This window comes from Pseudarthrobacter linnaei (genome assembly GCF_055412825.1).
The window spans coordinates 50,199-71,368 of the sequence record NZ_JBVAYX010000010.1; the positions used below are offsets into that span (position 1 = coordinate 50,199).

General features: G+C 66.9%; 25 protein-coding genes, 1 pseudogene and 1 riboswitch. Of the genes and pseudogenes, 22 read left to right on the plus strand and 4 right to left on the minus strand.

The features are described 5' to 3' along the window. Positions 1–173 precede the first annotated feature (173 nt). The 5 genes from ACZYZ3_RS11145 to ACZYZ3_RS11165 all read left to right on the plus strand — a co-directional run bounded on the left by ACZYZ3_RS11145 (position 174) and on the right by ACZYZ3_RS11165 (position 6,466). Complete coding sequence (locus tag ACZYZ3_RS11145; RefSeq protein WP_463963888.1) at positions 174–3,968, plus strand: multifunctional oxoglutarate decarboxylase/oxoglutarate dehydrogenase thiamine pyrophosphate-binding subunit/dihydrolipoyllysine-residue succinyltransferase subunit; 3,795 nt, start codon at positions 174–176, stop codon at positions 3,966–3,968. Between the two features lie 129 nt (positions 3,969–4,097). Continuing rightward, complete coding sequence (locus ACZYZ3_RS11150; protein ID WP_463963889.1) at positions 4,098–4,697, plus strand: GDSL-type esterase/lipase family protein; 600 nt, start codon at positions 4,098–4,100, stop codon at positions 4,695–4,697. A 127-nt stretch (positions 4,698–4,824) separates the two neighbouring features. Then, entirely contained in the window at positions 4,825–5,652 is an 828-nt protein-coding gene (locus tag ACZYZ3_RS11155; RefSeq protein WP_463963890.1) for a DUF4097 family beta strand repeat-containing protein, read from the plus strand. Further along, on the plus strand, positions 5,652–6,272 hold the full coding sequence (locus ACZYZ3_RS11160; protein WP_463963891.1) for a PadR family transcriptional regulator: 621 nt from the start codon (positions 5,652–5,654) through the stop codon (positions 6,270–6,272). Before ACZYZ3_RS11155 ends, ACZYZ3_RS11160 begins: the two co-directional genes overlap by 1 nt. Positions 6,273–6,391: 119 nt before the next feature. After that, the gene (locus ACZYZ3_RS11165; protein ID WP_104061284.1) at positions 6,392–6,466 is read left to right on the plus strand and encodes a 50S ribosomal protein bL37; all 75 of its coding nucleotides are present in this window, start codon (positions 6,392–6,394) and stop codon (positions 6,464–6,466) included. A gap of 102 nt (positions 6,467–6,568) precedes the next feature. On the opposite strand, the gene rsrA is transcribed toward ACZYZ3_RS11165, so the two are convergent. Together rsrA and ACZYZ3_RS11175 are read right to left on the minus strand one after the other, a co-directional pair. After that, positions 6,569–6,829 (minus strand): mycothiol system anti-sigma-R factor, encoded by a 261-nt coding sequence (gene rsrA / locus ACZYZ3_RS11170; RefSeq protein ID WP_463904153.1) that lies wholly within the window; start codon positions 6,827–6,829, stop codon positions 6,569–6,571. Next, positions 6,826–7,674 (minus strand): sigma-70 family RNA polymerase sigma factor, encoded by an 849-nt coding sequence (locus ACZYZ3_RS11175; RefSeq protein WP_463963892.1) that lies wholly within the window; start codon positions 7,672–7,674, stop codon positions 6,826–6,828. The genes rsrA and ACZYZ3_RS11175 overlap by 4 nt, the downstream gene beginning before the upstream one ends. A 311-nt stretch (positions 7,675–7,985) precedes the next feature. Between ACZYZ3_RS11175 and ACZYZ3_RS11180 the strand changes: the two genes are divergently transcribed. The 12 genes and pseudogenes from ACZYZ3_RS11180 to ACZYZ3_RS11235 all read left to right on the plus strand — a co-directional run bounded on the left by ACZYZ3_RS11180 (position 7,986) and on the right by ACZYZ3_RS11235 (position 18,073). Beyond that, positions 7,986–8,534, plus strand: a complete 549-nt coding sequence (locus ACZYZ3_RS11180; protein ID WP_463963893.1) for a DoxX family protein — start codon at positions 7,986–7,988, stop codon at positions 8,532–8,534. A 7-nt stretch (positions 8,535–8,541) separates the two neighbouring features. Beyond that, positions 8,542–9,975, plus strand: a complete 1,434-nt coding sequence (aroA, locus tag ACZYZ3_RS11185; protein WP_463963894.1) for a 3-phosphoshikimate 1-carboxyvinyltransferase — start codon at positions 8,542–8,544, stop codon at positions 9,973–9,975. Beyond that, the gene (rsgA, locus tag ACZYZ3_RS11190; protein ID WP_463963895.1) at positions 9,959–11,074 is read left to right on the plus strand and encodes a ribosome small subunit-dependent GTPase A; all 1,116 of its coding nucleotides are present in this window, start codon (positions 9,959–9,961) and stop codon (positions 11,072–11,074) included. Before aroA ends, rsgA begins: the two co-directional genes overlap by 17 nt. Positions 11,075–11,194: 120 nt before the next feature. Beyond that, a complete protein-coding gene (hisN, locus tag ACZYZ3_RS11195) occupies positions 11,195–12,007 on the plus strand; it encodes a histidinol-phosphatase (RefSeq protein ID WP_463963896.1) in 813 nt (270 codons plus the stop codon). A gap of 77 nt (positions 12,008–12,084) precedes the next feature. After that, positions 12,085–12,198: riboswitch (SAM riboswitch) on the plus strand. 34 nt (positions 12,199–12,232) lie between these two features. After that, positions 12,233–13,699 carry an aminotransferase class V-fold PLP-dependent enzyme gene (locus ACZYZ3_RS11200; RefSeq protein ID WP_463963897.1) on the plus strand — a complete coding sequence of 489 codons (1,467 nt, stop codon included), beginning with the start codon at positions 12,233–12,235 and terminating at the stop codon, positions 13,697–13,699. 147 nt (positions 13,700–13,846) lie between these two features. Then, positions 13,847–14,605 carry a class I SAM-dependent methyltransferase gene (locus tag ACZYZ3_RS11205; protein ID WP_463963898.1) on the plus strand — a complete coding sequence of 253 codons (759 nt, stop codon included), beginning with the start codon at positions 13,847–13,849 and terminating at the stop codon, positions 14,603–14,605. 332 nt (positions 14,606–14,937) lie between these two features. Then, positions 14,938–15,951 (plus strand): annotated as a pseudogene (locus ACZYZ3_RS11210) (Nramp family divalent metal transporter); the annotation flags it as partial. Between the two features lie 19 nt (positions 15,952–15,970). Continuing rightward, complete coding sequence (locus ACZYZ3_RS11215; protein ID WP_463963899.1) at positions 15,971–16,684, plus strand: metal-dependent transcriptional regulator; 714 nt, start codon at positions 15,971–15,973, stop codon at positions 16,682–16,684. Beyond that, positions 16,671–17,084, plus strand: a complete 414-nt coding sequence (locus tag ACZYZ3_RS11220; protein WP_463963900.1) for a fluoride efflux transporter FluC — start codon at positions 16,671–16,673, stop codon at positions 17,082–17,084. Before ACZYZ3_RS11215 ends, ACZYZ3_RS11220 begins: the two co-directional genes overlap by 14 nt. After that, positions 17,081–17,455 (plus strand): fluoride efflux transporter FluC, encoded by a 375-nt coding sequence (locus tag ACZYZ3_RS11225; RefSeq protein ID WP_463963901.1) that lies wholly within the window; start codon positions 17,081–17,083, stop codon positions 17,453–17,455. Before ACZYZ3_RS11220 ends, ACZYZ3_RS11225 begins: the two co-directional genes overlap by 4 nt. A 62-nt stretch (positions 17,456–17,517) precedes the next feature. Next, positions 17,518–17,889, plus strand: a complete 372-nt coding sequence (locus ACZYZ3_RS11230; RefSeq protein ID WP_463963902.1) for a hypothetical protein — start codon at positions 17,518–17,520, stop codon at positions 17,887–17,889. 49 nt (positions 17,890–17,938) lie between these two features. After that, complete coding sequence (locus ACZYZ3_RS11235; protein ID WP_463963903.1) at positions 17,939–18,073, plus strand: hypothetical protein; 135 nt, start codon at positions 17,939–17,941, stop codon at positions 18,071–18,073. Between the two features lie 219 nt (positions 18,074–18,292). Here ACZYZ3_RS11235 and ACZYZ3_RS11240 read toward each other — a convergent pair whose 3' ends face one another. Continuing rightward, positions 18,293–18,679 carry an ImmA/IrrE family metallo-endopeptidase gene (locus tag ACZYZ3_RS11240; protein WP_463963904.1) on the minus strand — a complete coding sequence of 129 codons (387 nt, stop codon included), beginning with the start codon at positions 18,677–18,679 and terminating at the stop codon, positions 18,293–18,295. A 42-nt stretch (positions 18,680–18,721) separates the two neighbouring features. Continuing rightward, positions 18,722–19,195: a hypothetical protein gene (locus tag ACZYZ3_RS11245; RefSeq protein WP_463963905.1), complete on the minus strand. Its 474-nt coding sequence runs from the start codon at positions 19,193–19,195 to the stop codon at positions 18,722–18,724. Between the two features lie 151 nt (positions 19,196–19,346). Between ACZYZ3_RS11245 and ACZYZ3_RS11250 the strand changes: the two genes are divergently transcribed. The 5 genes from ACZYZ3_RS11250 to ACZYZ3_RS11270 all read left to right on the plus strand — a co-directional run bounded on the left by ACZYZ3_RS11250 (position 19,347) and on the right by ACZYZ3_RS11270 (position 21,021). After that, positions 19,347–19,574: a helix-turn-helix domain-containing protein gene (locus ACZYZ3_RS11250; RefSeq protein ID WP_463963906.1), complete on the plus strand. Its 228-nt coding sequence runs from the start codon at positions 19,347–19,349 to the stop codon at positions 19,572–19,574. A gap of 124 nt (positions 19,575–19,698) precedes the next feature. After that, complete coding sequence (locus ACZYZ3_RS11255; RefSeq protein ID WP_463963907.1) at positions 19,699–19,938, plus strand: hypothetical protein; 240 nt, start codon at positions 19,699–19,701, stop codon at positions 19,936–19,938. Beyond that, positions 19,935–20,708: a hypothetical protein gene (locus ACZYZ3_RS11260; protein WP_463963908.1), complete on the plus strand. Its 774-nt coding sequence runs from the start codon at positions 19,935–19,937 to the stop codon at positions 20,706–20,708. Before ACZYZ3_RS11255 ends, ACZYZ3_RS11260 begins: the two co-directional genes overlap by 4 nt. Then, positions 20,705–20,902 carry a hypothetical protein gene (locus ACZYZ3_RS11265; RefSeq protein ID WP_463963909.1) on the plus strand — a complete coding sequence of 66 codons (198 nt, stop codon included), beginning with the start codon at positions 20,705–20,707 and terminating at the stop codon, positions 20,900–20,902. Before ACZYZ3_RS11260 ends, ACZYZ3_RS11265 begins: the two co-directional genes overlap by 4 nt. Beyond that, the gene (locus ACZYZ3_RS11270) at positions 20,899–21,021 is read left to right on the plus strand and encodes a hypothetical protein (protein WP_463963910.1); all 123 of its coding nucleotides are present in this window, start codon (positions 20,899–20,901) and stop codon (positions 21,019–21,021) included. The genes ACZYZ3_RS11265 and ACZYZ3_RS11270 overlap by 4 nt, the downstream gene beginning before the upstream one ends. The last annotated feature ends 149 nt before the right edge of the window (positions 21,022–21,170 follow it).

Genomic DNA, 21,170 nt, shown 5'->3' on the forward strand with positions numbered 1-21,170 from the left:
ATGGCGCGTTGAGACGACTTGATGATTTGAGTCACCCTTATTGGCGGTTTGGCAAGAATCGTCACTAGACTGGCAGAGGTCTGGGTTCACTGGACGCGGAGACTGGTTCGATCGCCGTGCTGAGGCACCGTGAAACCAGTGGGAATCAAACTCATGGAAGAGGCGTAATTCAAGTGCCAGAGCAGCCTAGCCACCGTCTACCAGAGGAATTTGGCGGAAACGAGTGGCTCGTTGACGAACTGTACGAGCGGTATCAGCAGGACAAGAACACGGTGGATGCCAAGTGGTGGCCCCTGTTCGAATCCTTCGATGCCGGAGACAGCTCGTCCACCAACGGAGCCTCAGGCGCAGCGAAAGTTGCGCACCCCGCCACCCGAGAACTTCCCGTAGTAGCTCCGGCTGCCGCGACGGCAACGCAGCCGCCCGCGCCCGCCCCTGCCCCCGCCGCCCCTGCCCCCGCCCCCGCCCCGGCGAAGAAGGCCCCGGCCACCGTTGCCCGCGACGGCTCCAAGACCTCGGACGCCGGCCCCGGCACCGCGCCGATCCCTGCCCAGCTCCCCAAGAACATCAAGGCCCCGACCGCCCCGGAGGAAGACGTCGTCTCCGTCCTCCGCGGACCAGCCAAGGCCATCGCCACCAACATGATCACCAGCCTGGAGGTCCCGACCGCCACCAGCGTGCGGGCGATCCCGGCGAAGCTGCTGATCGACAACCGCGTGGTCATCAACTCCAACCTGGCCCGTGCCCGCGGCGGCAAGGTGTCCTTCACGCACCTGATCGGCTACGCCGTCATCCGCGCCCTGGCCCAGTTCCCGTCGATGAACGTCTACTACGACGAGGTCGACGGCAAGCCTGTCGCAGTCCAGCCGGCGCACGTGAACTTTGGCATCGCCATCGACATGCCGAAGCCCGACGGCTCCCGTCTGCTGATGGTGCCCAATATCAAGAAGGCGGAGACCCTCAACTTCTCCGAGTTCTGGCACACCTACGAGGACCTGATCAAGCGGGCCCGCGCCGGCAAGCTGACCGCCGACGACCACTCCGGCACCACGGTGTCGCTGACCAACCCCGGCGGCATCGGAACCGTGCACTCGGTGCCGCGCCTGTCCAAGGGCCAGGCCGCCATCATCGGCGTCGGCGCGCTGGACTACCCGGCCGAATTCCAGGGTGCCAGCGCGAAGATCATTGCGCACAACGCCATCAGCAAGGTCCTCACGCTGACCTCCACCTATGACCACCGTGTCATCCAGGGTGCCGGCAGTGGCGAGTTCCTGAAGCTGGTGCACCAGCTCCTGCTTGGCGCGCAGAACTTCTACGACGAGATCTTCGAATCCCTGCGCATCCCCTACGAGCCCGTACGCTGGAGCCCGGACCTGCAGGTGGACCCGGCCGACGAGATCAACAAGGTCGCCCGGATCCAGCAGCTCATCCACGCCTACCGCGTCCGCGGCCACCTCATGGCGGACACCGATCCGCTCGAGTACATGCAGCGCAAGCACCCGGACCTGGACGTCCTCACCTACGGCCTCACGCTGTGGGACCTGGACCGCGAGTGGCCCACCGGCGGCTTCGGCGGCAAGCCGATGCTCGCCTTCCGCGACATCCTCGGCGTGCTCCGCGACGCCTACTGCCGCACCGCGGGCATCGAATACATGCACATCCAGGACCCGGAAGAGCGCAAGTGGTTCCAGGACCAGATCGAGCACCCGTACTCCAAGCCGAGCCGCGACGAGCAGCTGCGCATCGTCTCCAAGCTCAACGCTGCCGAGGCCTTCGAGACGTTCCTGCAGACGAAGTTCGTCGGCCAGAAGCGCTTCTCGCTCGAGGGCGGCGAGTCTTTGATCCCGCTGCTGGACGCCATCATCTCCGATGCGGCCGACGACGAACTCGACGAAGTGGCGATCGGCATGGCCCACCGCGGCCGGCTCAACGTCCTCACGAACATCGCCGGCAAGACCTACGCCCAGGTCTTCCGCGAATTTGAAGGCACCCAGGACCCGCGCTCCGTGCAGGGCTCCGGCGACGTGAAGTACCACCTCGGCACCGAGGGCACCTTCACCTCGGACAACGGCAAGGAGACCAAGGTCTACCTCGCCGCCAACCCGTCCCACCTCGAGGCCGTGGACTCCGTCCTCGAAGGCATAGTCCGCGCCAAGCAGGACCGCCTCGACCAGGGCGAAGCCTTCCCCGTGCTGCCGATCATGGTGCACGGCGACGCCGCCTTCGCAGGACAGGGAGTCGTGGCGGAAACGCTCAACCTCTCCCAGCTGCGCGGCTACCGCACCGGCGGCACCATCCACATTGTGGTCAACAACCAGGTCGGCTTCACCACCGCCCCGTCCTCGTCCCGTTCTTCCACCTACTCCACGGACGTCGCCAAGATGATCCAGGCGCCGGTGTTCCACGTGAACGGCGATGACCCGGAAGCCGTGGTCCGCATCGGGCAGCTCGCCTATGAGTTCCGCCAGCGGTTCCACAAGGACGTTGTCATCGACATGGTCTGCTACCGCCGCCGCGGCCACAACGAGGGCGACGACCCCTCGATGACCCAGCCGCTGATGTACAACCTGATCGAGGCCAAGCGGTCGGTCCGCAAGCTGTACACCGAATCACTGATCGGCCGCGGTGACATCACCGAAGAAGAAGCCGAACAGCTGCTGCGCGACTACCAGGAGCGGCTGGAGCGTGTCTTCGCCGAAACCCACGCCGCGCAGACCTCCCCGATCCCGATCATCAAGGCCGATTCCGCCGCGGTGTCCGATCTGGAGCGCCCAATGGCCCAGCAGTCCGACACCGGCATCAGCGCCCCGGCCTCGACGGCGATTTCCACCGAAACCCTGGCGCGCATCGGCAAGGCCCACATCGATATCCCCGAGGGCTTCACGGTCCACGCGAAGCTCAAGCAGCTGCTGGAGAAGCGTGAAGTGATGTCCCGTGAAGGCGGCATCGACTGGGGCTTCGGCGAACTGGCCGCTTTCGGTTCGCTCATCATGGAAGGCGTTCCCGTCCGGCTCGCCGGCCAGGACTCGCGCCGCGGCACTTTCGTGCAGCGTCACGCCGTCTTCCACGACCGTGCCAATGGCGACGAGTGGCTGCCCCTGGCCCACCTCTCCGACGACCAGGCCAAGCTCTGGATCTACGACTCCCTGCTGTCGGAATACGCGGCCATGGGCTTCGAGTACGGCTACTCCGTGGAACGCCCGGATGCCCTGGTGCTCTGGGAAGCGCAGTTTGGTGACTTCGTCAACGGAGCGCAGACCATCATCGACGAGTTCATCTCCTCGGCCGAGCAGAAGTGGGGCCAGAGCTCCTCGCTTGTGCTGATGCTGCCGCACGGTTACGAGGGCCAGGGACCGGACCACTCGTCCGCCCGGATCGAGCGCTTCCTGCTCATGTGCGCCGAAGAGAACATGGTCGTGGCCAATCCCACGACCTCGGCGTCGCACTTCCACCTGCTGCGCCGCCAGGCGTACAGCCGGCCGCGCAAGCCGCTGATCATCTTCACGCCGAAACAGCTGCTCCGGCTCAAGGCCGCGGCGTCGTCGGTGGAGGACTTCACCACCGGCACCTTCCGGACGGTCATCCCCGAGCACGAGCAGCTGCAGGGTGACGCGGTTGAGCGTGTCCTGCTGGTGTCCGGCCGCCTGTACTACGATCTGCTCTCCACCCGGCAGAAGACCGGCGACAAGACGACGGCGATCGTCCGGGTTGAGCAGCTCTACCCGCTGCCGGCCACCGAGATTGCCGCCGAGCTTGCCAAGTACCCGAACGCGGAGGCCGTCTGGGCACAGGACGAGCCCGCCAACCAGGGTCCGTGGCCGTTCATCGGCCTCAACCTGCCGGATGCCCTGGACCGCCGGGTCCGCCTCGTTTCCCGCCCCGCCTCGGCTTCCACCGCGGCCGGATCGATGAAACGCCACGCAGCCGAGCAGGACTCGCTGCTTAAGCAGGCTTTCGCACGTAAGTAAGGTCAGCGCTGCCCGGCCGGAGATGGAAATACGCAACTCCGGCCGGGCACCGTTGTTTAACCGGCTTTGTCCCCTCCGTCGCGGATGCTGGGGACGGCTTAATGGACGCTCTGAAGTGAAGAGGTAGTCGTGGAAGATCGAAAGCTGCGGATCGCAGCCGTGGGCGATGAAATGCTGGCCGGGTTGGGAGATCCCCGCGCGCTGGGCTGGCTCGGGCGGGTGCTGGCGCGCACGCCGCAGGACGGGCTGGCCCTGGAATGCTATTCCCTGCCGTGCCCGCAGGAAGGCACGGAAGGGCTGGCCGGCCGCTGGTTCCAGGAAGCCGGCCGGCGCTTCACCGACCGCCACGAGAACCGTCTGGTGATCGGGCTGTCCGGACGCGATGTCGAGTTCGGGCTCTCTACGGCCCGCAGCCGGCTCAACCTCGCCAACATCCTCGACTCCGCGTCGCAGAACAAGATCGAGGTCTTCGTCGTGGGACCGCCGCCGACCCTGGACCCGACCCAGAACCGCAGGTTGGGCGAGCTCAACACCGCCTTTGCCGACGTCACCACGCGGCGCAAACATCTGTACGTCGACACGTTCTCCCCCCTGCTCAACCACGAGCAGTGGCGCCAGGACCTCGCCGCCAACGGCGGCACCCCGGGCCAGGCCGGCTACGGACTGATGGCCTGGCTCGTGCTTCACCGCGGCTGGTTCCAGTGGCTGAGAATCGACGCCCCGGAGTAGCGGGACCCCTACGGCCACCGGGAACTTCGCGATATATCTTGACTCTGCAAATTCGGCGATATATCGTGACTTTATAGTCACGATATATCGCAAGGATTCGCGGAAGTATCGCCCGTTCGGAGGAACCATGGCAGAGAACTACTGGACCGTCACCGGTCCGCAGACCATCGACGTCGACGGCGTCAGCTCGCTTAAACTTGGCATCGTCCGGGGCCGGTTCGACATCGTCAGGCACGATGAGGCCGTCACCCGGATTGAAGTGTCCGACGTGCACGGGGATCCGCTGGCGATCAGCCTCGTCGACGGCCGCCTGGAGGTCAGGCACCAGTTGCACGGGCCGCAGGGCTGGTTCAAGAACCTCATGGGCACCGTCAACAACAGCAGCAGTAACTCGGTGGTCATCAGCATCGCCCTGCCCGCCGGCGTCGAGGTCGAGGCCGGCACCGTCAGCGGCGACGGCATGGTCTCCGGGATCAGCGGGCGAACCCGGCTGAACACGGTGTCCGGTTCCGTCCTGGCAGACGGTACCTCCGGGGACCTGTCGGTCAGCACCGTGAGCGGCGAGGTGATCGCCCGCAACCACCACGGCGTGCTGACGGCCAAGAGCGTATCCGGGGAGGTCACGGCGTCCGGCGATTTCAGCCACATCCGTGCCAACACCGTCAGCGGGGACCTGAGCTTTGACCTGCACGGCTTCACCGAGGACTTCGGGGCAAATTCGGTCTCGGGTGATGTCACCATCCGCCTCCCGCACGACGTCGGCGTGGACATCATTGCCAAGTCCGCCAGCGGGGCCATCGTGATTAACGACCAGAGGTACAACCAGCCCAGCGGTAGCGTGCAGACCATTGCCGGCCCCGACTCCCAGCTCATGCTGGTCCGCACCAACTCCGTTTCGGGGAAGACGTCGATCTTCCACGGGCGGCCGGGCTCGGATCCCACGAAGGGTCCCTGATGGCGCCGGTCTTTGCCCACGGGGCGCTGCGTCTCTATCTGCTCGCGCTGCTGGAGTCGGGTCCGAAGCACGGCTACGAACTCATCAAGGCGCTCAGCGAACGCTTCGGCGGCACCTACTCCCCCAGCGCCGGCACCATCTATCCGCGACTTGGCAAGCTCGAGGAGGAGGGGCTCGTGGCCACCCACACCGAGGGACGCCGGACGTATTACAGCATCACCCCGGAGGGGCTTGCGGAGCTGAACAGCCGGCGGGACGAACTCGCCGGCGTGGAGAACGACATCTCCGCCTCGATCCGGCGGCTCGCGGACAACCTGCGGCAGGACATAAAGGTCAACATGCGCGGGCTGCGGGCGGATCTGGCCGCCACGGCCGAGGCAGCGCGTTCCTCGGCCCGTGCGGCCGGATCGACGGTCGCCGCGCTGGCAGGCCAGCGCTACTCACAGGAGGGCGACAGCCGGCTGCGTGAGGCGGAGATGCTGGTGCAGGGCTTCCGCGATGACATCCGCGTGGAACTGCGCCGGCACGGCGGCCGGCATCCGATCACGCCCGTGACGCTGGAGACGGTCAAGACGGTGCTGGACCAGGCCCGGATCTCCATTCGCAACTCCCTGGACTGATTCGGCCGCTCTATGCTCCCCCTGTGGCGCCCCCCGCCCCCGCCGGTTCGCGGCGGGTGCCCTGATGTGGGAGACTTGAGGGCAGCTCTTTTGAGTACCAAAAATTAAGGAGGCCAGCTATGAGCAAGCGTGCACGTAAACGTCGTGACCGTAAGCGTGGCGGCGCGAACCACGGCAAGCGCCCCAACGCCTAAGCAAAGCTTGGAATGACAGCTTTAACCGAATGACCCCGGAAACCTCACGGTTTCCGGGGTCATTCGTTTTGGCGGGCGGAACGCCGGGATGTCCCCGCAGGGTCAGGCTTGGACCGGGTTGCTGTTGTGAATCCGGTCCAGGATCGAGTTTTTGAGGTTCTCCGGGGCAGCCTCGGTGCAGGAACGCTTCACCATGACGCGGATGACACATTCGAGGTCGTACTGCTCAAAGCACTCCGGGCACCCGTCCAGGTGATCCTTGATCTCGGCGATGTCATCGTGGGTGAGGGCACCATCCAGATACTCGTAGATACGTTGCATCCGGGCGTCGTCGCAATCGCCCAGTCCCTGGCAGTCGCTCATTTCCTGTTCTCCTGTTTGTTGCTTCCGGCCGCCGCAGTGGCAGCGGCGCCCTTGAATCCCCGCTCGGCGGCGTAGTCGGCAAGCATGTCCCGCAGCATCTTCCGTCCCCGGTGCAGGCGGGACATCACGGTACCGATCGGGGTATTCATAATGTCTGAAATTTCCTTGTAGGCGAAGCCCTCGACATCGGCGAAGTAAACCGCCAGCCGAAACTCCTCCGGGATGGCCTGCAGGGCGCGCTTCACGTCCGAGTCCGGCAGGTGGTCCAGCGCCTCCGCCTCCGCCGAGCGGAGCCCGGACGAAGTGTGGGACTCGGCCCGGGCGAGCTGCCAGTCCTCAATGGTGTCCGAGTTCGACTGCAGCGGCTCGCGTTGCCGCTTGCGGTAGAGGTTGATGTACGTGTTCGTCAGGATGCGGTACAGCCAGGCCTTCAGGTTCGTGCCGGGCTTGTACTGGTGGAACGCGGAAAACGCCTTCGTGTACGCCTCCTGGACCAGATCCTCGGCATCAGCGGGATTCCGGGCCATCCGCATGGCTGCGGAGTACAGCTGGTCCACGTACTGCATGGCGTCGCGCTCGAACCGAACGCGGCGTTCCTCCGCGGTTTCCGTGGCCACGTCCAGGGCCTGCCCGTCCACGATCGTCTCCCGGGCGGCAGCGTCCCGCACGGCGTCTGTCGCTGCGGCATCCGTTGCCGCGGCAGCGCTGGCCGGCGGTACCGCTCCAGCCTCCGGGGCAGATTCGGGGAGTGCACCGGCGGGGCCGGATACAGGTGACTTCGCGGGCGTGGCGCCGTTTCCGGTGACCTCGTGCATGGCCGCAACGGCCGGATCCATGGTGCTCATTGCGTCCCAGTCTACTGTCACCTTGCGGCGGGCGCCCGGAACTGCCGGAATTGCCGGACTTCTTCGATCCTGCCGGGCCATGGGCCACAATTCCGCAGGTTCCGCCTCCAGTTGCGCGTCCTTCACCAGAATCAAATGTCCGCCTCCCTGCTCGTCATCGGCCCGTTATCGGCTCCTCGTCCGGCCGCAAACCGGCGGCCGGGACCTTTCATGCACAACCCCGCCCGGCAGGCAAATATTCCGCAAAAGTGCAAGACTAGAACCGGTTCTCCCGCATTAATTCCGCGGTTCGTCCATCCAGGAGGAAATTCATGTCGTTTGTTCGCTTTCTCGCCCGCCCCATGCTCGCCTCCAGTTTCGTCCTCGCAGGCATGGACAAGCTCAAGAACGCGGATGACACAGCCACGCAGCTGTCACCCCTGCTGCGCCGCGCGGCTGATTCCCTGCCGTTCCAGACCAACGAAAAGGTCCTCGCCCGCGTTATCGGCGGCACCCAGGTCGGCGCGGGCGTGCTCTTCGCGCTCGGCAAGTCGGCACGCCTCGCCGCAACTGTCCTAGCCGTCATCTCCGCACTCAACGCCTACGTTGAATGGCGCAGCGCCGACATCACCTCCAAGGAGGGCCGCGATGCCCGCCGCAAGCAGCTGCTCAAGAACGTCTCGCTGACCGGCGGCGTGCTGCTGGCTGCCGTCGACACTAACGGCCGGCCGAGCCTGGCCTGGCGCGCCGAGCACCTTGCCGCGGACGTGAAGAAGTCCACCGGCCACCTCGCCGCCGACGTCAAGAAGACCACCGGCAAGCAGCTGAAGAAGGCCGACAAAGCCGTACGCAAAGCCGTAGACCACACCGGCGGGGCTTAAGACAGCAATGACAGGCGCCACCCCCACCGCAGCTGCCCACGCTGTTCCCGCCGCAGGCGCTCCGCCCTGGCGGGCGCCGTTCGCCGGACAGCCGCTCGACGCAACGGTCACCGTCCCGGGATCCAAGTCCCTCACCAACCGGTACCTCGTGCTGGCCGCGCTCGCCGACGGACCCTCGCGGTTGCGCGGCCCGCTGCATTCCCGGGACTCAGCGCTCATGATCGAGGCACTGAGGCAGCTCGGGGCCACCATCACGGAGCTTCCGGGGGACGGCGATTTCGGTCCCGATCTGGCCATCACACCCGTCAGCCTGGACGCCGCCGGGGCCCGGACCGGTATCGACTGCGGACTGGCCGGGACGGTGATGCGGTTCGTCCCGCCCGTCGCGGCCCTGCGCCGGGGAGTGACACTGTTCGACGGCGACCCGCACGCGCGCACGCGCCCGATGGGGCCGATCATCGAGGCGCTGACGGGGCTGGGCGTCGCCGTCACCGCGCCCGACGGCGGCCCCGCGTCCTCGCTGCCGTTCGCCGTCGACGGCACCGGCGAAGTGCGGGGCGGCCACCTCGTCATTGACGCCAGCGCTTCCTCGCAGTTTGTCTCCGCGCTGCTCCTGGCGGGAGCCCGCTTCACCGAGGGACTGCACCTCGAACATCAGAGCAGGGACCACGCCGGGAAGCCCGTCCCCAGCCTGGACCACATCAACATGACGGTCGCCGTGCTCCGCGGAGCCGGGGTGGCCGTGGATGACTCCCGCCCGAACCACTGGATTGTCTCCCCCGGCCCGATCCGCGCCTTTGACCTCAGGATCGAAAAGGACCTCTCCAACGCAGGCCCCTTCCTCGCGGCTGCCCTGGCCACCCGCGGCACCGTCCGCATCCCCAACTGGCCGGCCGAGACGACGCAGGTCGGCGATTTGTGGCGCAGCATCCTCACGACGATGGGGGCCACGGTGACGCTCACGGACGGCACCCTGACCGTCACCGGCGGCCCGGAGATCAAGGGTTCGGACTTCGCCGAGACCAGCGAGCTTGCCCCCACCGTCGCCGCGCTCTGCGCCCTGGCCAGCGGCCCCTCGCGGCTGAGCGGCATCGCCCACCTCCGCGGGCACGAAACAGACCGGCTGGCCGCCCTCGTCGCCGAGATTAACCGCCTGGGCGGCGACGCCGAGGAGACCTCCGACGGCCTCATCATCCGGCCCGCCCCGCTGCACGGCGGCGTCGTCCGCAGCTACGCCGACCACCGCATGGCCACGGCCGGCGCCATCCTGGGCCTCGCCGTTCCCGGCATCGAGGTCGAGGACATTGCAACCACCGCCAAGACCATGCCCACCTTCCCTCAGCTCTGGAAGTCCATGCTCGCCCAGGGCGCCGCCGGCAGCGCAGCCCCCGCAGACTCAGCCGCCGCAACGAAGGGCACCTCCGGTGGCACGCAGCACTGACTCCTGGGACGAATCCGACGTCCGGATCCGCCCCAACAAGAAGGGCACGCGGCCCCGCACCAAGGACCGGCCCGCCTACGACGACGCCGTCACCGGGCGGATCGTCACCGTTGACCGCGGACGCTACACCGCCGTCGTCGCCGAGGGCACCCCCGAGGAACGCAAGATTATTGCCGCCCGGGCCCGGGAACTGCGCCGCAACCCCGTCGTCGCCGGCGACTTCGTCTCCCTCGTCGGGGACGTCAGCGGCGAACCCGACACCCTGGCGCGGCTGGTCAAGATCCAGGACCGCAAGACGCTGCTTCGGCGCAGCGCGGACGACACGGACCCGATCGAGCGTGCTGTGGTCGCCAACGCCGACACCCTGGTGATCGTGGTGGCGGCCGCCAATCCGGAGCCCCGGACCGGGTTCATCGACCGCGCCCTCGTGGCTGCGTATGACGCCGGCATCGAGCCGCTGCTGCTCGTCACCAAGGCCGACGTCAAGGATCCGGCGGAACTCCTCTCCAACTACCAGCACCTTGCCTTTCCGGTGATCATCTCCAAGACGGCGGACTCCGCCGCCTCCGGCATCGATGCCCGCTCGGATGACGGGCTCTCCGCCCGGCTGGACAAGGACGCCGTCTCCCAGTTGCGCGCCCACCTCGACGGGAAGGTCACCGTCATGCTGGGCCACTCCGGCGTCGGCAAGTCCACCATGGTCAACGCCCTGACCGGCGCCGAGCGCGCCACCGGCGGCGTGAACGCCGTGACCGGGCGCGGCCGCCACACCTCCTCCTCCGCCCTGGCCCTCAAGGTCAACGATGCGCCTCCGGGCAGCTGGATCATCGACACCCCCGGCATCCGTTCCTTCGGCCTGGCCCATGTGGATCCCGACCGGATCCTGCGGTCCTTCCCCGACCTCGAGCCCGGCACCGACGACTGTGAGCGGGGCTGCAAGCACGATTCCAGCGCCGTCAACTGCGGGGTGGACGCCTGGGTGGCCGCCGGCCGGGCCGGCGAATCCGGGCCCGCCCGGCTCGCCTCACTCCGCCGCCTGCTGGGGACCGACCCGCGGATGGAAGCACAGGACGTCAAGGAACTGGGGACCGTCTCGTAGCCCGGCACTGCGGCGGGCCGGGCCGTCAGCCAGCGCGCGGCGGGCCGTATCCCGCGGCATCCCGCGGCGCAGCCACGTGGCCTCCCGCCCCGCCGCCCGCTTTGGCGGTAGTTTGGAACCATGAGTCAACCCGCTTCGAGCTACAACGATGACCTGCGCCTTGCCCATGTACTGGCAGATTCCGTAGATTCCCAGACCATGAGCCGCTTCAAGGCGCTTGACCTTCGGGTTGAGACGAAGCCGGACCTGACGCCGGTGACGGATGCCGACAAGTCGGTGGAGGAAGCCATCCGCGGCCAGCTCTCCCGCTCCCGTCCCCGCGATGCCGTCCTCGGCGAGGAGTTCGGCAGTTCCGGCCACGGCTCCCGCCGCTGGATCATCGACCCGATTGACGGGACCAAGAATTTCGTCCGCGGCGTCCCCGTCTGGGCGACGCTGATCGCCCTCGTCGACGAGGGCGAACCTGTCGTCGGCGTGGTCAGCGCCCCGGCGCTGGGCAAGCGCTGGTGGGCCGCCAAGGGCGCCGGAGCCTACATGGGCCGTTCGCTGGCGGCCGCGACCCGGCTGAAAGTCTCCAACGTCTCCGAACTCTCGGACGCGTCCTTGTCCTATTCCAGCCTGGGCGGCTGGAAGCAGCGCGGCAACCTCGACGAGTTCCTTGGCCTCACCGAAGAGGTCTGGCGCACCCGTGCGTACGGGGACTTCTGGTCCTACTGCCTCGTGGCCGAAGGTGCCGTCGACATCGCCTGCGAGCCCGAACTGAATCTCTACGACATGGCCGCGCTGGTCCCGATTGTCACGGAGGCCGGCGGGCGCTTCACCTCCCTCGAAGGCGAGGACGGCCCCTTCGGCGGCAACGCCCTGGCCACCAACTCCATCCTGCACTCGGAGGTCCTCAAGCGCCTCAACCCGGGCCTGGACGACCTGCTCTAGAGAAGTCCCGTAACAAAGCGCTTCACATTCCTGCCCCGTCTTTTCTGCAGCAGCGGGCGTGACCTACGCTCGATGCAGGTCACGAGTGCCAGCGCGAAACCCCGGTTTGCTGGCCGGCAACCCTCCATTCGCGGCGGGGTGCCCCGGGTGACGACCTGGCCGGTCCGGTCCGGACCCGGCAAGCGCGGATCCCCGGTGCGTGGGGTCCTTTTCGAGCGAGGTCCCATGACGACTGCCACCATTCCCGCCACTCCTGAATTCCAAGCCGGCGCCAGCCAGGCCCGTCCCGACGCGCGGTTCGCCGTGGCCCGCCGCCCGCTGGCCGCGGTGACCGGCGCCGAGATCCAGGCACCGCTGATCCAGGGCGGCCACGTCCGCTACGCCAACCTGGACTACGGCGCCTCGGCCCCTGCCCTGTCCGTCGTCTCGGCCTACCTCAATGAGATCCTGCCGTTCTACGCCAGCGTCCACCGCGGCGCCGGCTACGCCTCGCAGATCAGCACTTCGGTCTACGAGAACGCCCGCACGATTGTCCGGGAGTTTGTGGGCGGCCGGCCGGACGACGCGGTGATCTTCACCCGGAACACCACCGATTCCCTGAACCTGCTGGCCGGCTGCCTGCCCGCCGCCGGCGGCGTGCCCACCGGCGAGGTGCTCTACCTCGACATCGAGCACCACGCCAACCTGCTGCCGTGGCAGCGCGTCCCGCACCGCAGCGTCATCGCCGCCCCCACGCTCGCCGCCACCCTGGAACTGCTCCGTGCGGAGCTCGCCCACGGCGGCGTCAGCCTGCTCGCCGTGACCGGCGCCTCCAATGTCACCGGCGAGATCCTGCCGATCCGGGCCCTGGCCGCCCTGGCCCACGACTACGGCGCCCGGATCGTCGTCGACGCCGCCCAGCTGGCGCCGCACCGGCGGATCGACATCGCCGCGGACGACGTCGACTACCTCGCCTTCTCCGGGCACAAGCTCTACGCACCGTTCGGCGCCGGGGTTTTGGTCGGCCGCCCCGACTGGCTCGACGCCGGTACCCCGCACCTGGCCGGCGGCGGGGCCGTGCAGGACGCCCGGATTGACAGTGTCAGCTGGACCACCGGCCCCGCCCGGCATGAAGGCGGCTCCCCCAACGTCCTCGGCGCCGCTGCCCTGGCCCGGGCCACCCAGGTGATCGCGGACCTGGACGTGGACCAGTGGCACGCGCACGAAAACGCGATCCGGTCCTTCCTCGTCGAGGGCCTCGCCCGGATCGACGGCGTGACGGTCCACCAGATCTTCCCGGACAGTGCATCCTTCGACTCTCCGGCAGGCGCCGGGCCTGTCAACGCCGCGGGTACCGGCACAATCGGCGTCGTCAACTTTTCGGTGGAAGGCTACGACGCGGGCCTCGTGGCGGCGTACCTGTCGGCCGAACACGGCATCGGGCTGCGGGACGGCCGCTTCTGCGCGCACCCCCTGCTCCGGCGGCTCGGGCTGCCCTCGGGCTCCCTGCGGGCCAGTTTCGGCCTGGGATCCCGGCTGGAAGACGCCCAGCGGCTGCTGGCCGCCCTCCAGGAGCTGCGCCGCACCGGCCTCGGCTGGGACTACGTCGTGGATGCCGGACGCTGGGTGCCGTCCAACGACACCCGCACCTACCCGCATTGGGCCCCCAACACGCCCGGCACCGCCGGCGCGGCGCCCTGCACCCAGCACTGACGTCCCCGGTGAGGTCCCGGTGAGGTCCCGGTGGGGCTCCCCCGGGTGTCACGGAGGGGTCCCGGTGAGGTCCGGTGGGGGCGACGGCCCTGCCGCGTGCGGTAAATTCGAAAGGTACCAACCCGGACCTGCCGAAGGAGATCGCACGTGACACGCGGCGGACCCAAGCTGCATCAGGAACGCCGCCAGGAGCTGGGGCAGAGCTTCCAGGACGGCGGGGAACACTACGAACGCGTCCGCCCCGGGTACCCTGCCGACTCGGCTGACTGGCTGATCCCCGCGGGCGCGGGGGACACCGCGGACCTCGGCGCCGGAACCGGTAAGTTCACGGCACTGCTGGTCGGGCGCGGCCTGCACACGGTCGCGGTGGACCCTTCCGCCGACATGCTGGACCAGCTGCGCCGGACGCTTCCGGGCGTCACCGCCGTCGTAGGGACCGCCGAGCACACCGGGCTGCCCGCCGGGGCGTTCGACGTCGTGACCGTCGCCCAGGCCTGGCACTGGTGCGATCCGCTCGTGGCCAGCACGGAGATCGCACGGATCCTCCGCCCCCACGGTGTGCTGGGGCTGATCTGGAACCAGCTGGACACCTCCGTTCCCTGGGTGCACCGCCTCTCGCGCATCATGCATGCCGGCGATGTCCACAAGCCCGATTTCAGACCGCCCCTCGGCCCGGAATTCACGGGGCTTCAGAGCCACCTCACCCGCTGGGAAGATCCGGTGTGCACCGCTGACATCATGGAGCTGACGAAGTCCCGCAGCTACTATCTGGCGGCCAATGAGGCGACCCGGGCCAAGGTCCTGGGCAACCTCGACTGGTACCTGCACGAGCACCTCGGCCACCACCCCGGAGAGGTCCTCCCGCTCCCTTACCTGACGCAGAGCTGGCGGGCCGTCCGGGCCTGACTCCGGCGGGGGCCTGACTCCGGCGGGCCGTCGGGGCCTGACTCCGGCGGGGCGGCACGACTCCGGCGGGCCGTCGGGGCCTGACTCCGGCGGGGCGGCACGTCAGAAACGCCGGCATGGCCCCGGACAGGCAACCCTGCCCCTAGTATTTTCGGTGTAACCGATAACTATTTGTAGGCGTTAGCAAATTCCGGTGCCGCCGCCCATTTCCGCAACCGGCCGCGTCGTTGTCGACGCACCTACCCAGGGAGCCCGCCGTACTGGAAGTATCAGGAAAAGAATCTACGGCGCCGGAAGCACCCGTCCGGCGGAAACCGGGTGGCCGCCGGGCCATGATCGGCCTGCTGGGCCCGGCGTTCGTCGCCGCGATCGCCTACGTGGACCCCGGCAACGTTGGGGCAAACCTCACGGCCGGCGCCCGGTACGGCTACCTCTTGGTCTGGGTCCTGGTGGCGGCCAACCTCATGGCTGTACTGGTGCAATACCAGTCCGCCAAGCTCGGGATCGTCACCGGGAAGAGTCTTCCCGAGCTCCTCGGCGAGCGGCTCAAGCCGTTCTGGCGCCGTGCGTTCTGGGTCCAGGCCGAGTTCGTGGCCGCCGCCACCGACCTTGCCGAGGTGGTGGGTGGTGCGATCGCGCTCGACCTGCTTTTCGGGCTGCCCCTGCCCCTCGGTGCCGTGATCGTCGGCGGGGTCTCCATGGCCCTGCTCGCCGTGCAGGCCCGGAACAGGCAGCGGCCTTTCGAGTTCATCATCATGTTCCTGCTCGGCATCATAACGATCGGATTCCTGGCGGGCCTCTTTGTCAGTCCGCCCGACCCTGCGGGTGTCGCCGCGGGACTGATACCGGGCTTCCAGGGTCCGGACACCGTGTTGCTGGCCGCCAGCATGCTCGGCGCCACGGTGATGCCTCACGCCATCTACGTCCACTCTGCCCTGTCCAGGGACAGACACCGTCCGGACCCAACTCTCCCGATCTCCGCGCAGGCCCTCGCCCGCCTCGTAAGGGCAACCCGCTGGGACGTCGGGGCGGCCCTTGCCGTCGCCGGCATCGTGAACATCGGCATGCTGCTGCTGGCCGCATCGACCCTGGGCGGTGTGGAGGGAACGGACACCATCGAAGGCGCCCATGCCGCAATTACCACCAATCTTGGCCCGGTCATCGGCGTCATCTTCGCCGTCGGGCTGCTTGCCTCCGGCCTGGCCTCAACGTCCGTGGGCTGCTATGCCGGTGGATCCATCATGCAGGGGCTGCTCAAGATCCGGATCCCGCTGATGATCCGCCGTGCGGTCACGCTGATCCCGGCCGTTGTGCTGTTGAGCATCGGATTCAATCCCGCCGCCGCCTGACGGTAGGCTGGAAACTGTGAAGACCAGCCTGCCCTCCTCCTCGATCGAGGACTACGTCAAGGTCATCTACTCCTTTACGGAGTGGCAGGACAAGCCCATTACCTCCACCCAGCTGGCCCAACGACTCGGCGTGGCCAACTCCTCGGTCTCCGAGATGGTCCGCAAGCTCAAGGACCAGGGCCTCGTGGACCACCAGCCCTACAGCGCCATCACGTTGACGGCCGACGGCGTCCGGCTGGCGCTGTCCATGGTCCGGCGGCACCGGCTCATTGAAACGTTCCTGGTCCGGGAGCTCGGCTACCGCTGGGACGAGGTCCACGACGAGGCCGAGCTCCTGGAACACGCCGTCTCTGAGACATTCATCGAGCGGATGGCCGCCAAGCTCGGGAACCCGGTACGGGACCCGCATGGCGATCCGATCCCGGCGGCGGACGGCTCCGTCCAGGTGCCCGCGGCCCACCGGCTGAGCGAACTCGATGACGGGCACACCGGCCGGATCACGCGGATCAGCGACGACAACCCCGAGCTGCTGCGTTACCTCTCGGCCGAGGAGATCGATCTGGACGCCGAGGTCGAGGTCCTCGGCCGCAAGCCGTTCGGCGGCGCCCTGGTGGTGCGTATCGGATCCGGTGCGGCCCGGCACGAATTCGACCTCGCCGAGGAAGTCGCCTCCGCCCTCTGGGTCCACAGCGAGTCCGGCCATCCCGGCTGCAGCCTTGAGCGAAACTAAGGGCTGGCGTGCGTGGGCGGCCGTCGCCGCCGGCGGCCTGATCGGAACGGAACTGCGTTACGGTGCCGGTCTGCTGTTCCCCGAGACAGCCGGCACCATCCCCTGGACCACCCTGGTGATCAACGTCGTCGGCAGCTTTGTTTTGGCGGCGCTCACCACGGTCTGGATCGCACGGCCGAAAACAGCGTTCTGGCTGCGGGCCGGACTCGGGCCCGGACTGCTGGGGTCCTTCACCACCTTTTCGGCCGTGGTGTTCGCCATCGGCCAGCAGTTCCGTGGCGGTTTACATGCCAGCTGGACGGCTTACCTGGCCCTGTCGCTGGTCCTGGGCCTCGGCGCCGCGGCCGCCGGCTGGAAAACCGGCAAGGCCCTGGCCGATCTGGGCGGTGGAAGCGCATGATCACCGCCGTGCTGGTGGGAGTGTTCGGTGTCGCCGGCGCCCTGCTGCGTTTCGCCGTCGACTCCTGGTTTGCGCACCACCCAGGACGCCATCCGCACTGGCCCTGGGCGACCCTCACCGTCAACGTGTCCGGCTCCTTCATCATCGGCGCCGCCCTGGGGATCACGGGGCAGCTGGGCCTTGGGACCGAGTGGCAGACCGGCCTCACTGCCGGGCTCGCCGGCGGCCTCACCACCTTCAGTTCCTGGACCACAGCGACGGTGCGGCTGGTCAGCGAGAAGCGCTACCGCGCCGCCGCCCTCAACCTTGCCGCGAACCTGCTCGCCGGCTTGGCGGCGGCAGCGCTCGGAACGGCCCTCACGGGGCTGTGACGAACCTTACCCGGGCGTCCTGACGGCGGTTCGGGGACGTTCCCATCCCGTATCGTTGAAGGATGATTACCCGTCGTGTTGCAGCCCAGATCCTCGACATTCCGCTGGAAATGGCCCACCGTCACGGTATCCCGCCCCGGCTGAGCGACGCCGAGCTCGGCGACCTCCTGGACAACCCGCCGGCATGGCTTGTGCAGTCCAAGGCCAACCGCACCGGCAAGCGCCCCATCTGGGTCCAGCTGACGTGCGCAGTCTGCGGGTTCTCCGAGGCGGCCCGGCCGAAGAAGTGGTGGCCGGAGTTCACCTACGTGTGCTGCGCCCACCACGCGCCCTACGAGATCCCCGGCTTGGCCGCCGGGCTGGTCCGCAGCGAGTACGAGGGTGTGGGCAGCCGGTTTGTCGGCATCGTGGACGTTGCGGTGCCCGAGGCGTAACTTAGTACCACAGGGGCTATCCCGGCCCCCGCTGTGAGGGAGCGCCCACATGCCTGACAAAACGCCGCACCGGAGCACGGCCAAGAAGGCCGTGAAAACCATCAAGGAAAAACGGGCCGAGAAGAAGACCAAGAACGTCGCTGAGACGCACGCGGACCCGGTCGCCCACATCAAGAAGCGCTGAGCACGGCCCGCCAGCCGGGCTGTACAGGCAAAGCAAAAGGCCGGAAGCTGACGCTTCCGGCCTTTTGGGTGGAACTTTACGGGGTGGAGCACCGTCTCCGGCACTCCGATGGTGGAGATGGGGGGAATTGAACCCCCCTAGGCAACCCTGGAAACTCGCGGATTTCCGGGGTTTTCCATACCCTCCAAGTTGTGTTTTCTTGGGTTGGATTCATGCCTCTTATGCCCGACTGCTGACGGCGTCAGCACGACTTTCCTGCCGTAACTTCGCGTAGTGGCGGACGTCCCGGGGCAGCACGTTCAGCTCATTCGCAACAGCGGCCACGGCATCAAATATCCGGGTTGCAGACTCAAACTCACCCGGCGTGATCAGCACCCGCGCAGCCCAGTCCGAAGCCTGGCGCTCCTGCTTTGGGGTCGTCCCAACGTGCCGGTAGAAAGCGTGCCCCAGCTCGTGAGCCAACGTCGATCGGCGCTGCACTGGCCCCAGATGCGGGCGGAGTGTCACCTCGTGCCTGTCGGGGTCATAGAAGCCCCACCATCCATGCGGGCACGGACGCTCCACCACAGTGACCCCCAGTCTGTCTATCCAACGTTCGACCCTCATGCGCAAACACTCTACGAGCCGGCGCCGACAGAATGCGCCGCCTCAGTCTTGAGGGCTGTCCTCCGGCCCAATTCCGTCCTCTCCACCCTCGGATGCCGCCAGGCGCATGTTGCCCCGCGCACGCTCAGCCTCGCGACGGGCCAACTCGGCAAGCAGCGCGGTGGATGGATATTCAGAAAGCGACGTGGCCGGAGTCGCCAAGGACTCGTCACCGTGCATGTGAGCGAGTGTCAGGGTCGCGGGATCAACCTCAAGTGCCTCGATTTCCTCGATGATCCCCTCCTTCCAGCCGAGCAGATGCTCCAACTGGCTAAGGGTCTTGTGCCGCGGCCAGGCAACTCCTGATTCGAAATTCGCATAAGTGTTGAACGAGATGCCTTCGAAGCCATTGAAGAACTCTTCACGGGTTTTCGCCCCGCGCTGCCTCTTAGCCAGCAAGGTTATCTGTTTCCGAGTTGCGTCTACTTGTGTCTGCACGTGTTCCATCGTATGCGGAAATGGGTTTTTCTGCCCCAATAATTCCCTCTACTTCCCAGTGCTGGCGCGGTACTTGCCTTCTCCCCGAACGACACCGGTGTAATTACCTGCTTGTAAGTTGGGTCTACTTGTGTTTAGCTTGCTCCGCACACAAGTACACACAACTTAGACCCAGAAAGGAGGGTATCCGTTGGACAAGCTCTACACAGTCCCTGAAGTCGCTGACAAGTTTCGATTCACCACCGAGACCGTCTGGAAGAAGTGCCGAGAAAACGCATGGCCTCACCTCCGCGAAGGCCGCAGCTACCGATTCACGCCGCAGAATATCCGCGACATCGAAGAGCTAATGAGCCCCACGCCGGCGAAACGCAAGATCCGCAACGCTCGTCAGCAGTTCAAAGAAAGCATCTCCGCCTAAGGCACCACCCGCCGCAGCGTAACCGCCGGCACCCGCACCACCTCGCCCGTCTCAGGGCACACCCCCCACCGCAGTACCCATCACTTACCTCTAGGTACTTTCTGGAGAGATAGGGGCCTTTGTCGTGCCCAATTACCTTTCACTCGTCATGCAAGTTGCCGCAGATGAGGGCGTACAGATCACGTTCTCGCAGGCTCGGTACACCGCTCGCCGCATCGAAAAGCGAGACGACGCCAAGGACGTGATCGACCCTTACGCCTACGTCTTGCAGCACTGGGACGAAACCGGCGAGTTGGCCATCCGGAACGTCCAGGACGAGATCAACGCGGCAGCTGCTGCGCGCCGTCTGGCGGTGGCGGCGTGAACCGGCGCCCGTGGACCGACGAGGAGGTGGAGCATGTCGCATCCACCATGGACCGGCCCGCACGTGAGGTTGGCGACCGTCTAAGCCGTACGGGAAGCGCTATTGGCCAGATGCGCCACAAAATTCGATCCGGCTGGGTGAGGAAAAACTTTGCGTGGACGGCTGACGAGGACGAAATTATCCGCACGTCAACCATGACGAGCAAAGATCTCTGCAAGATTCTCCCCGGCCGCGCCGTTGCTTCGATTGCTCAACGGCGACATCACTTGGGCGTAAAGGTTGGACAGTTCGGTCTTAGAGACCCCATGGCACCCTCTGGCCGGACGCTCATAGCTAAGACCTGCAACCAGTGCGGGCTGCTGCTCCCCGGCGAATGGTTTTCCCTGCGTGGCGATAACACCAATGGCCGTAATGGCTCATGCCGGAAGTGTCGGAGCTCTAACGCTAAGCAGTACGAATCTCAGTCCGGGCAAAAATCGTCCGCATGGAACAGGTCCGCGCAGGCCCTAACCCTAGAAACCGCAACGCGCAACGCGGAGGAGTACACCGAGTTCGACCATGAGGTGCTATCTGACCCGACTCGGACGATCCTCAGCAAGGCGCTTGCGTTGGGTCGAACATACGTTGCGGTTGCGTCGGCCGTAAGCCGCAATGGCTATCGATCCAGCGTATGGCTTGGCGATACAGCGTTTGACCAGTGGCTGATAGACAACCCGAACCTTGACCGTGTCGATGACATCACCGCGGCCCTCCTGCAGGCCGCCGCATGAGCGACCCGACGCACCGCGCTACCCGGCGCCACCTTGCAACCCATCCGATCCCCCGCGGCAAGCCCCACCCGAAGAGTCTCCGGGGCAACCTGAAGCTCGCGGCGGATGAGCTGACCATCGCCATGGAGTTGGCCCGCGAGATGCGGATCAAAGACGACATCGCCGCCTACGCGATAAGGAAGAGGACAGCATGAGCGAAACACCGATCTACGACCAGATGCAGCGCGAGGCCCGGACGGCGCGCGTCAACGAGTCGCTGGACACCGCCGACGCCCACACGCTCGGCCGCCTGTACGCGGTGATGTCCGCGTGACCAGGGCCGCGGTGCTGGAAGAGTCCCGCGAGTTGTGGCTTGCGGATGCGGTGGCCGTCATCCACTCGATAGCGAATGAGCGCGGGACCGTGGACGCCGACGATCTGCGCCGTGAGATGCGCCCGCCGGCACACGCTAACTGGTCAGGC

What these genes read in the sequence shown, in the direction of transcription:
- ACZYZ3_RS11155 (WP_463963890.1), top strand. Translation starts at nt 4,825, where the DNA reads ATGGCAGAGAACTACTGGACCGTCACCGGTCCGCAGACCATCGACGTC.
- ACZYZ3_RS11160 (WP_463963891.1), top strand. Translation starts at nt 5,652, where the DNA reads ATGGCGCCGGTCTTTGCCCACGGGGCGCTGCGTCTCTATCTGCTCGCG.
- rsrA (WP_463904153.1), bottom strand. Translation starts at nt 6,829, where the DNA reads ATGAGCGACTGCCAGGGACTGGGCGATTGCGACGACGCCCGGATGCAA.
- ACZYZ3_RS11175 (WP_463963892.1), bottom strand. Translation starts at nt 7,674, where the DNA reads ATGAGCACCATGGATCCGGCCGTTGCGGCCATGCACGAGGTCACCGGA.
- ACZYZ3_RS11180 (WP_463963893.1), top strand. Translation starts at nt 7,986, where the DNA reads ATGTCGTTTGTTCGCTTTCTCGCCCGCCCCATGCTCGCCTCCAGTTTC.
- aroA (WP_463963894.1), top strand. Translation starts at nt 8,542, where the DNA reads ATGACAGGCGCCACCCCCACCGCAGCTGCCCACGCTGTTCCCGCCGCA.
- hisN (WP_463963896.1), top strand. Translation starts at nt 11,195, where the DNA reads ATGAGTCAACCCGCTTCGAGCTACAACGATGACCTGCGCCTTGCCCAT.
- ACZYZ3_RS11200 (WP_463963897.1), top strand. Translation starts at nt 12,233, where the DNA reads ATGACGACTGCCACCATTCCCGCCACTCCTGAATTCCAAGCCGGCGCC.
- ACZYZ3_RS11225 (WP_463963901.1), top strand. Translation starts at nt 17,081, where the DNA reads ATGATCACCGCCGTGCTGGTGGGAGTGTTCGGTGTCGCCGGCGCCCTG.
- ACZYZ3_RS11230 (WP_463963902.1), top strand. Translation starts at nt 17,518, where the DNA reads ATGATTACCCGTCGTGTTGCAGCCCAGATCCTCGACATTCCGCTGGAA.
- ACZYZ3_RS11235 (WP_463963903.1), top strand. Translation starts at nt 17,939, where the DNA reads ATGCCTGACAAAACGCCGCACCGGAGCACGGCCAAGAAGGCCGTGAAA.
- ACZYZ3_RS11240 (WP_463963904.1), bottom strand. Translation starts at nt 18,679, where the DNA reads ATGAGGGTCGAACGTTGGATAGACAGACTGGGGGTCACTGTGGTGGAG.
- ACZYZ3_RS11265 (WP_463963909.1), top strand. Translation starts at nt 20,705, where the DNA reads ATGAGCGACCCGACGCACCGCGCTACCCGGCGCCACCTTGCAACCCAT.
- ACZYZ3_RS11270 (WP_463963910.1), top strand. Translation starts at nt 20,899, where the DNA reads ATGAGCGAAACACCGATCTACGACCAGATGCAGCGCGAGGCCCGGACG.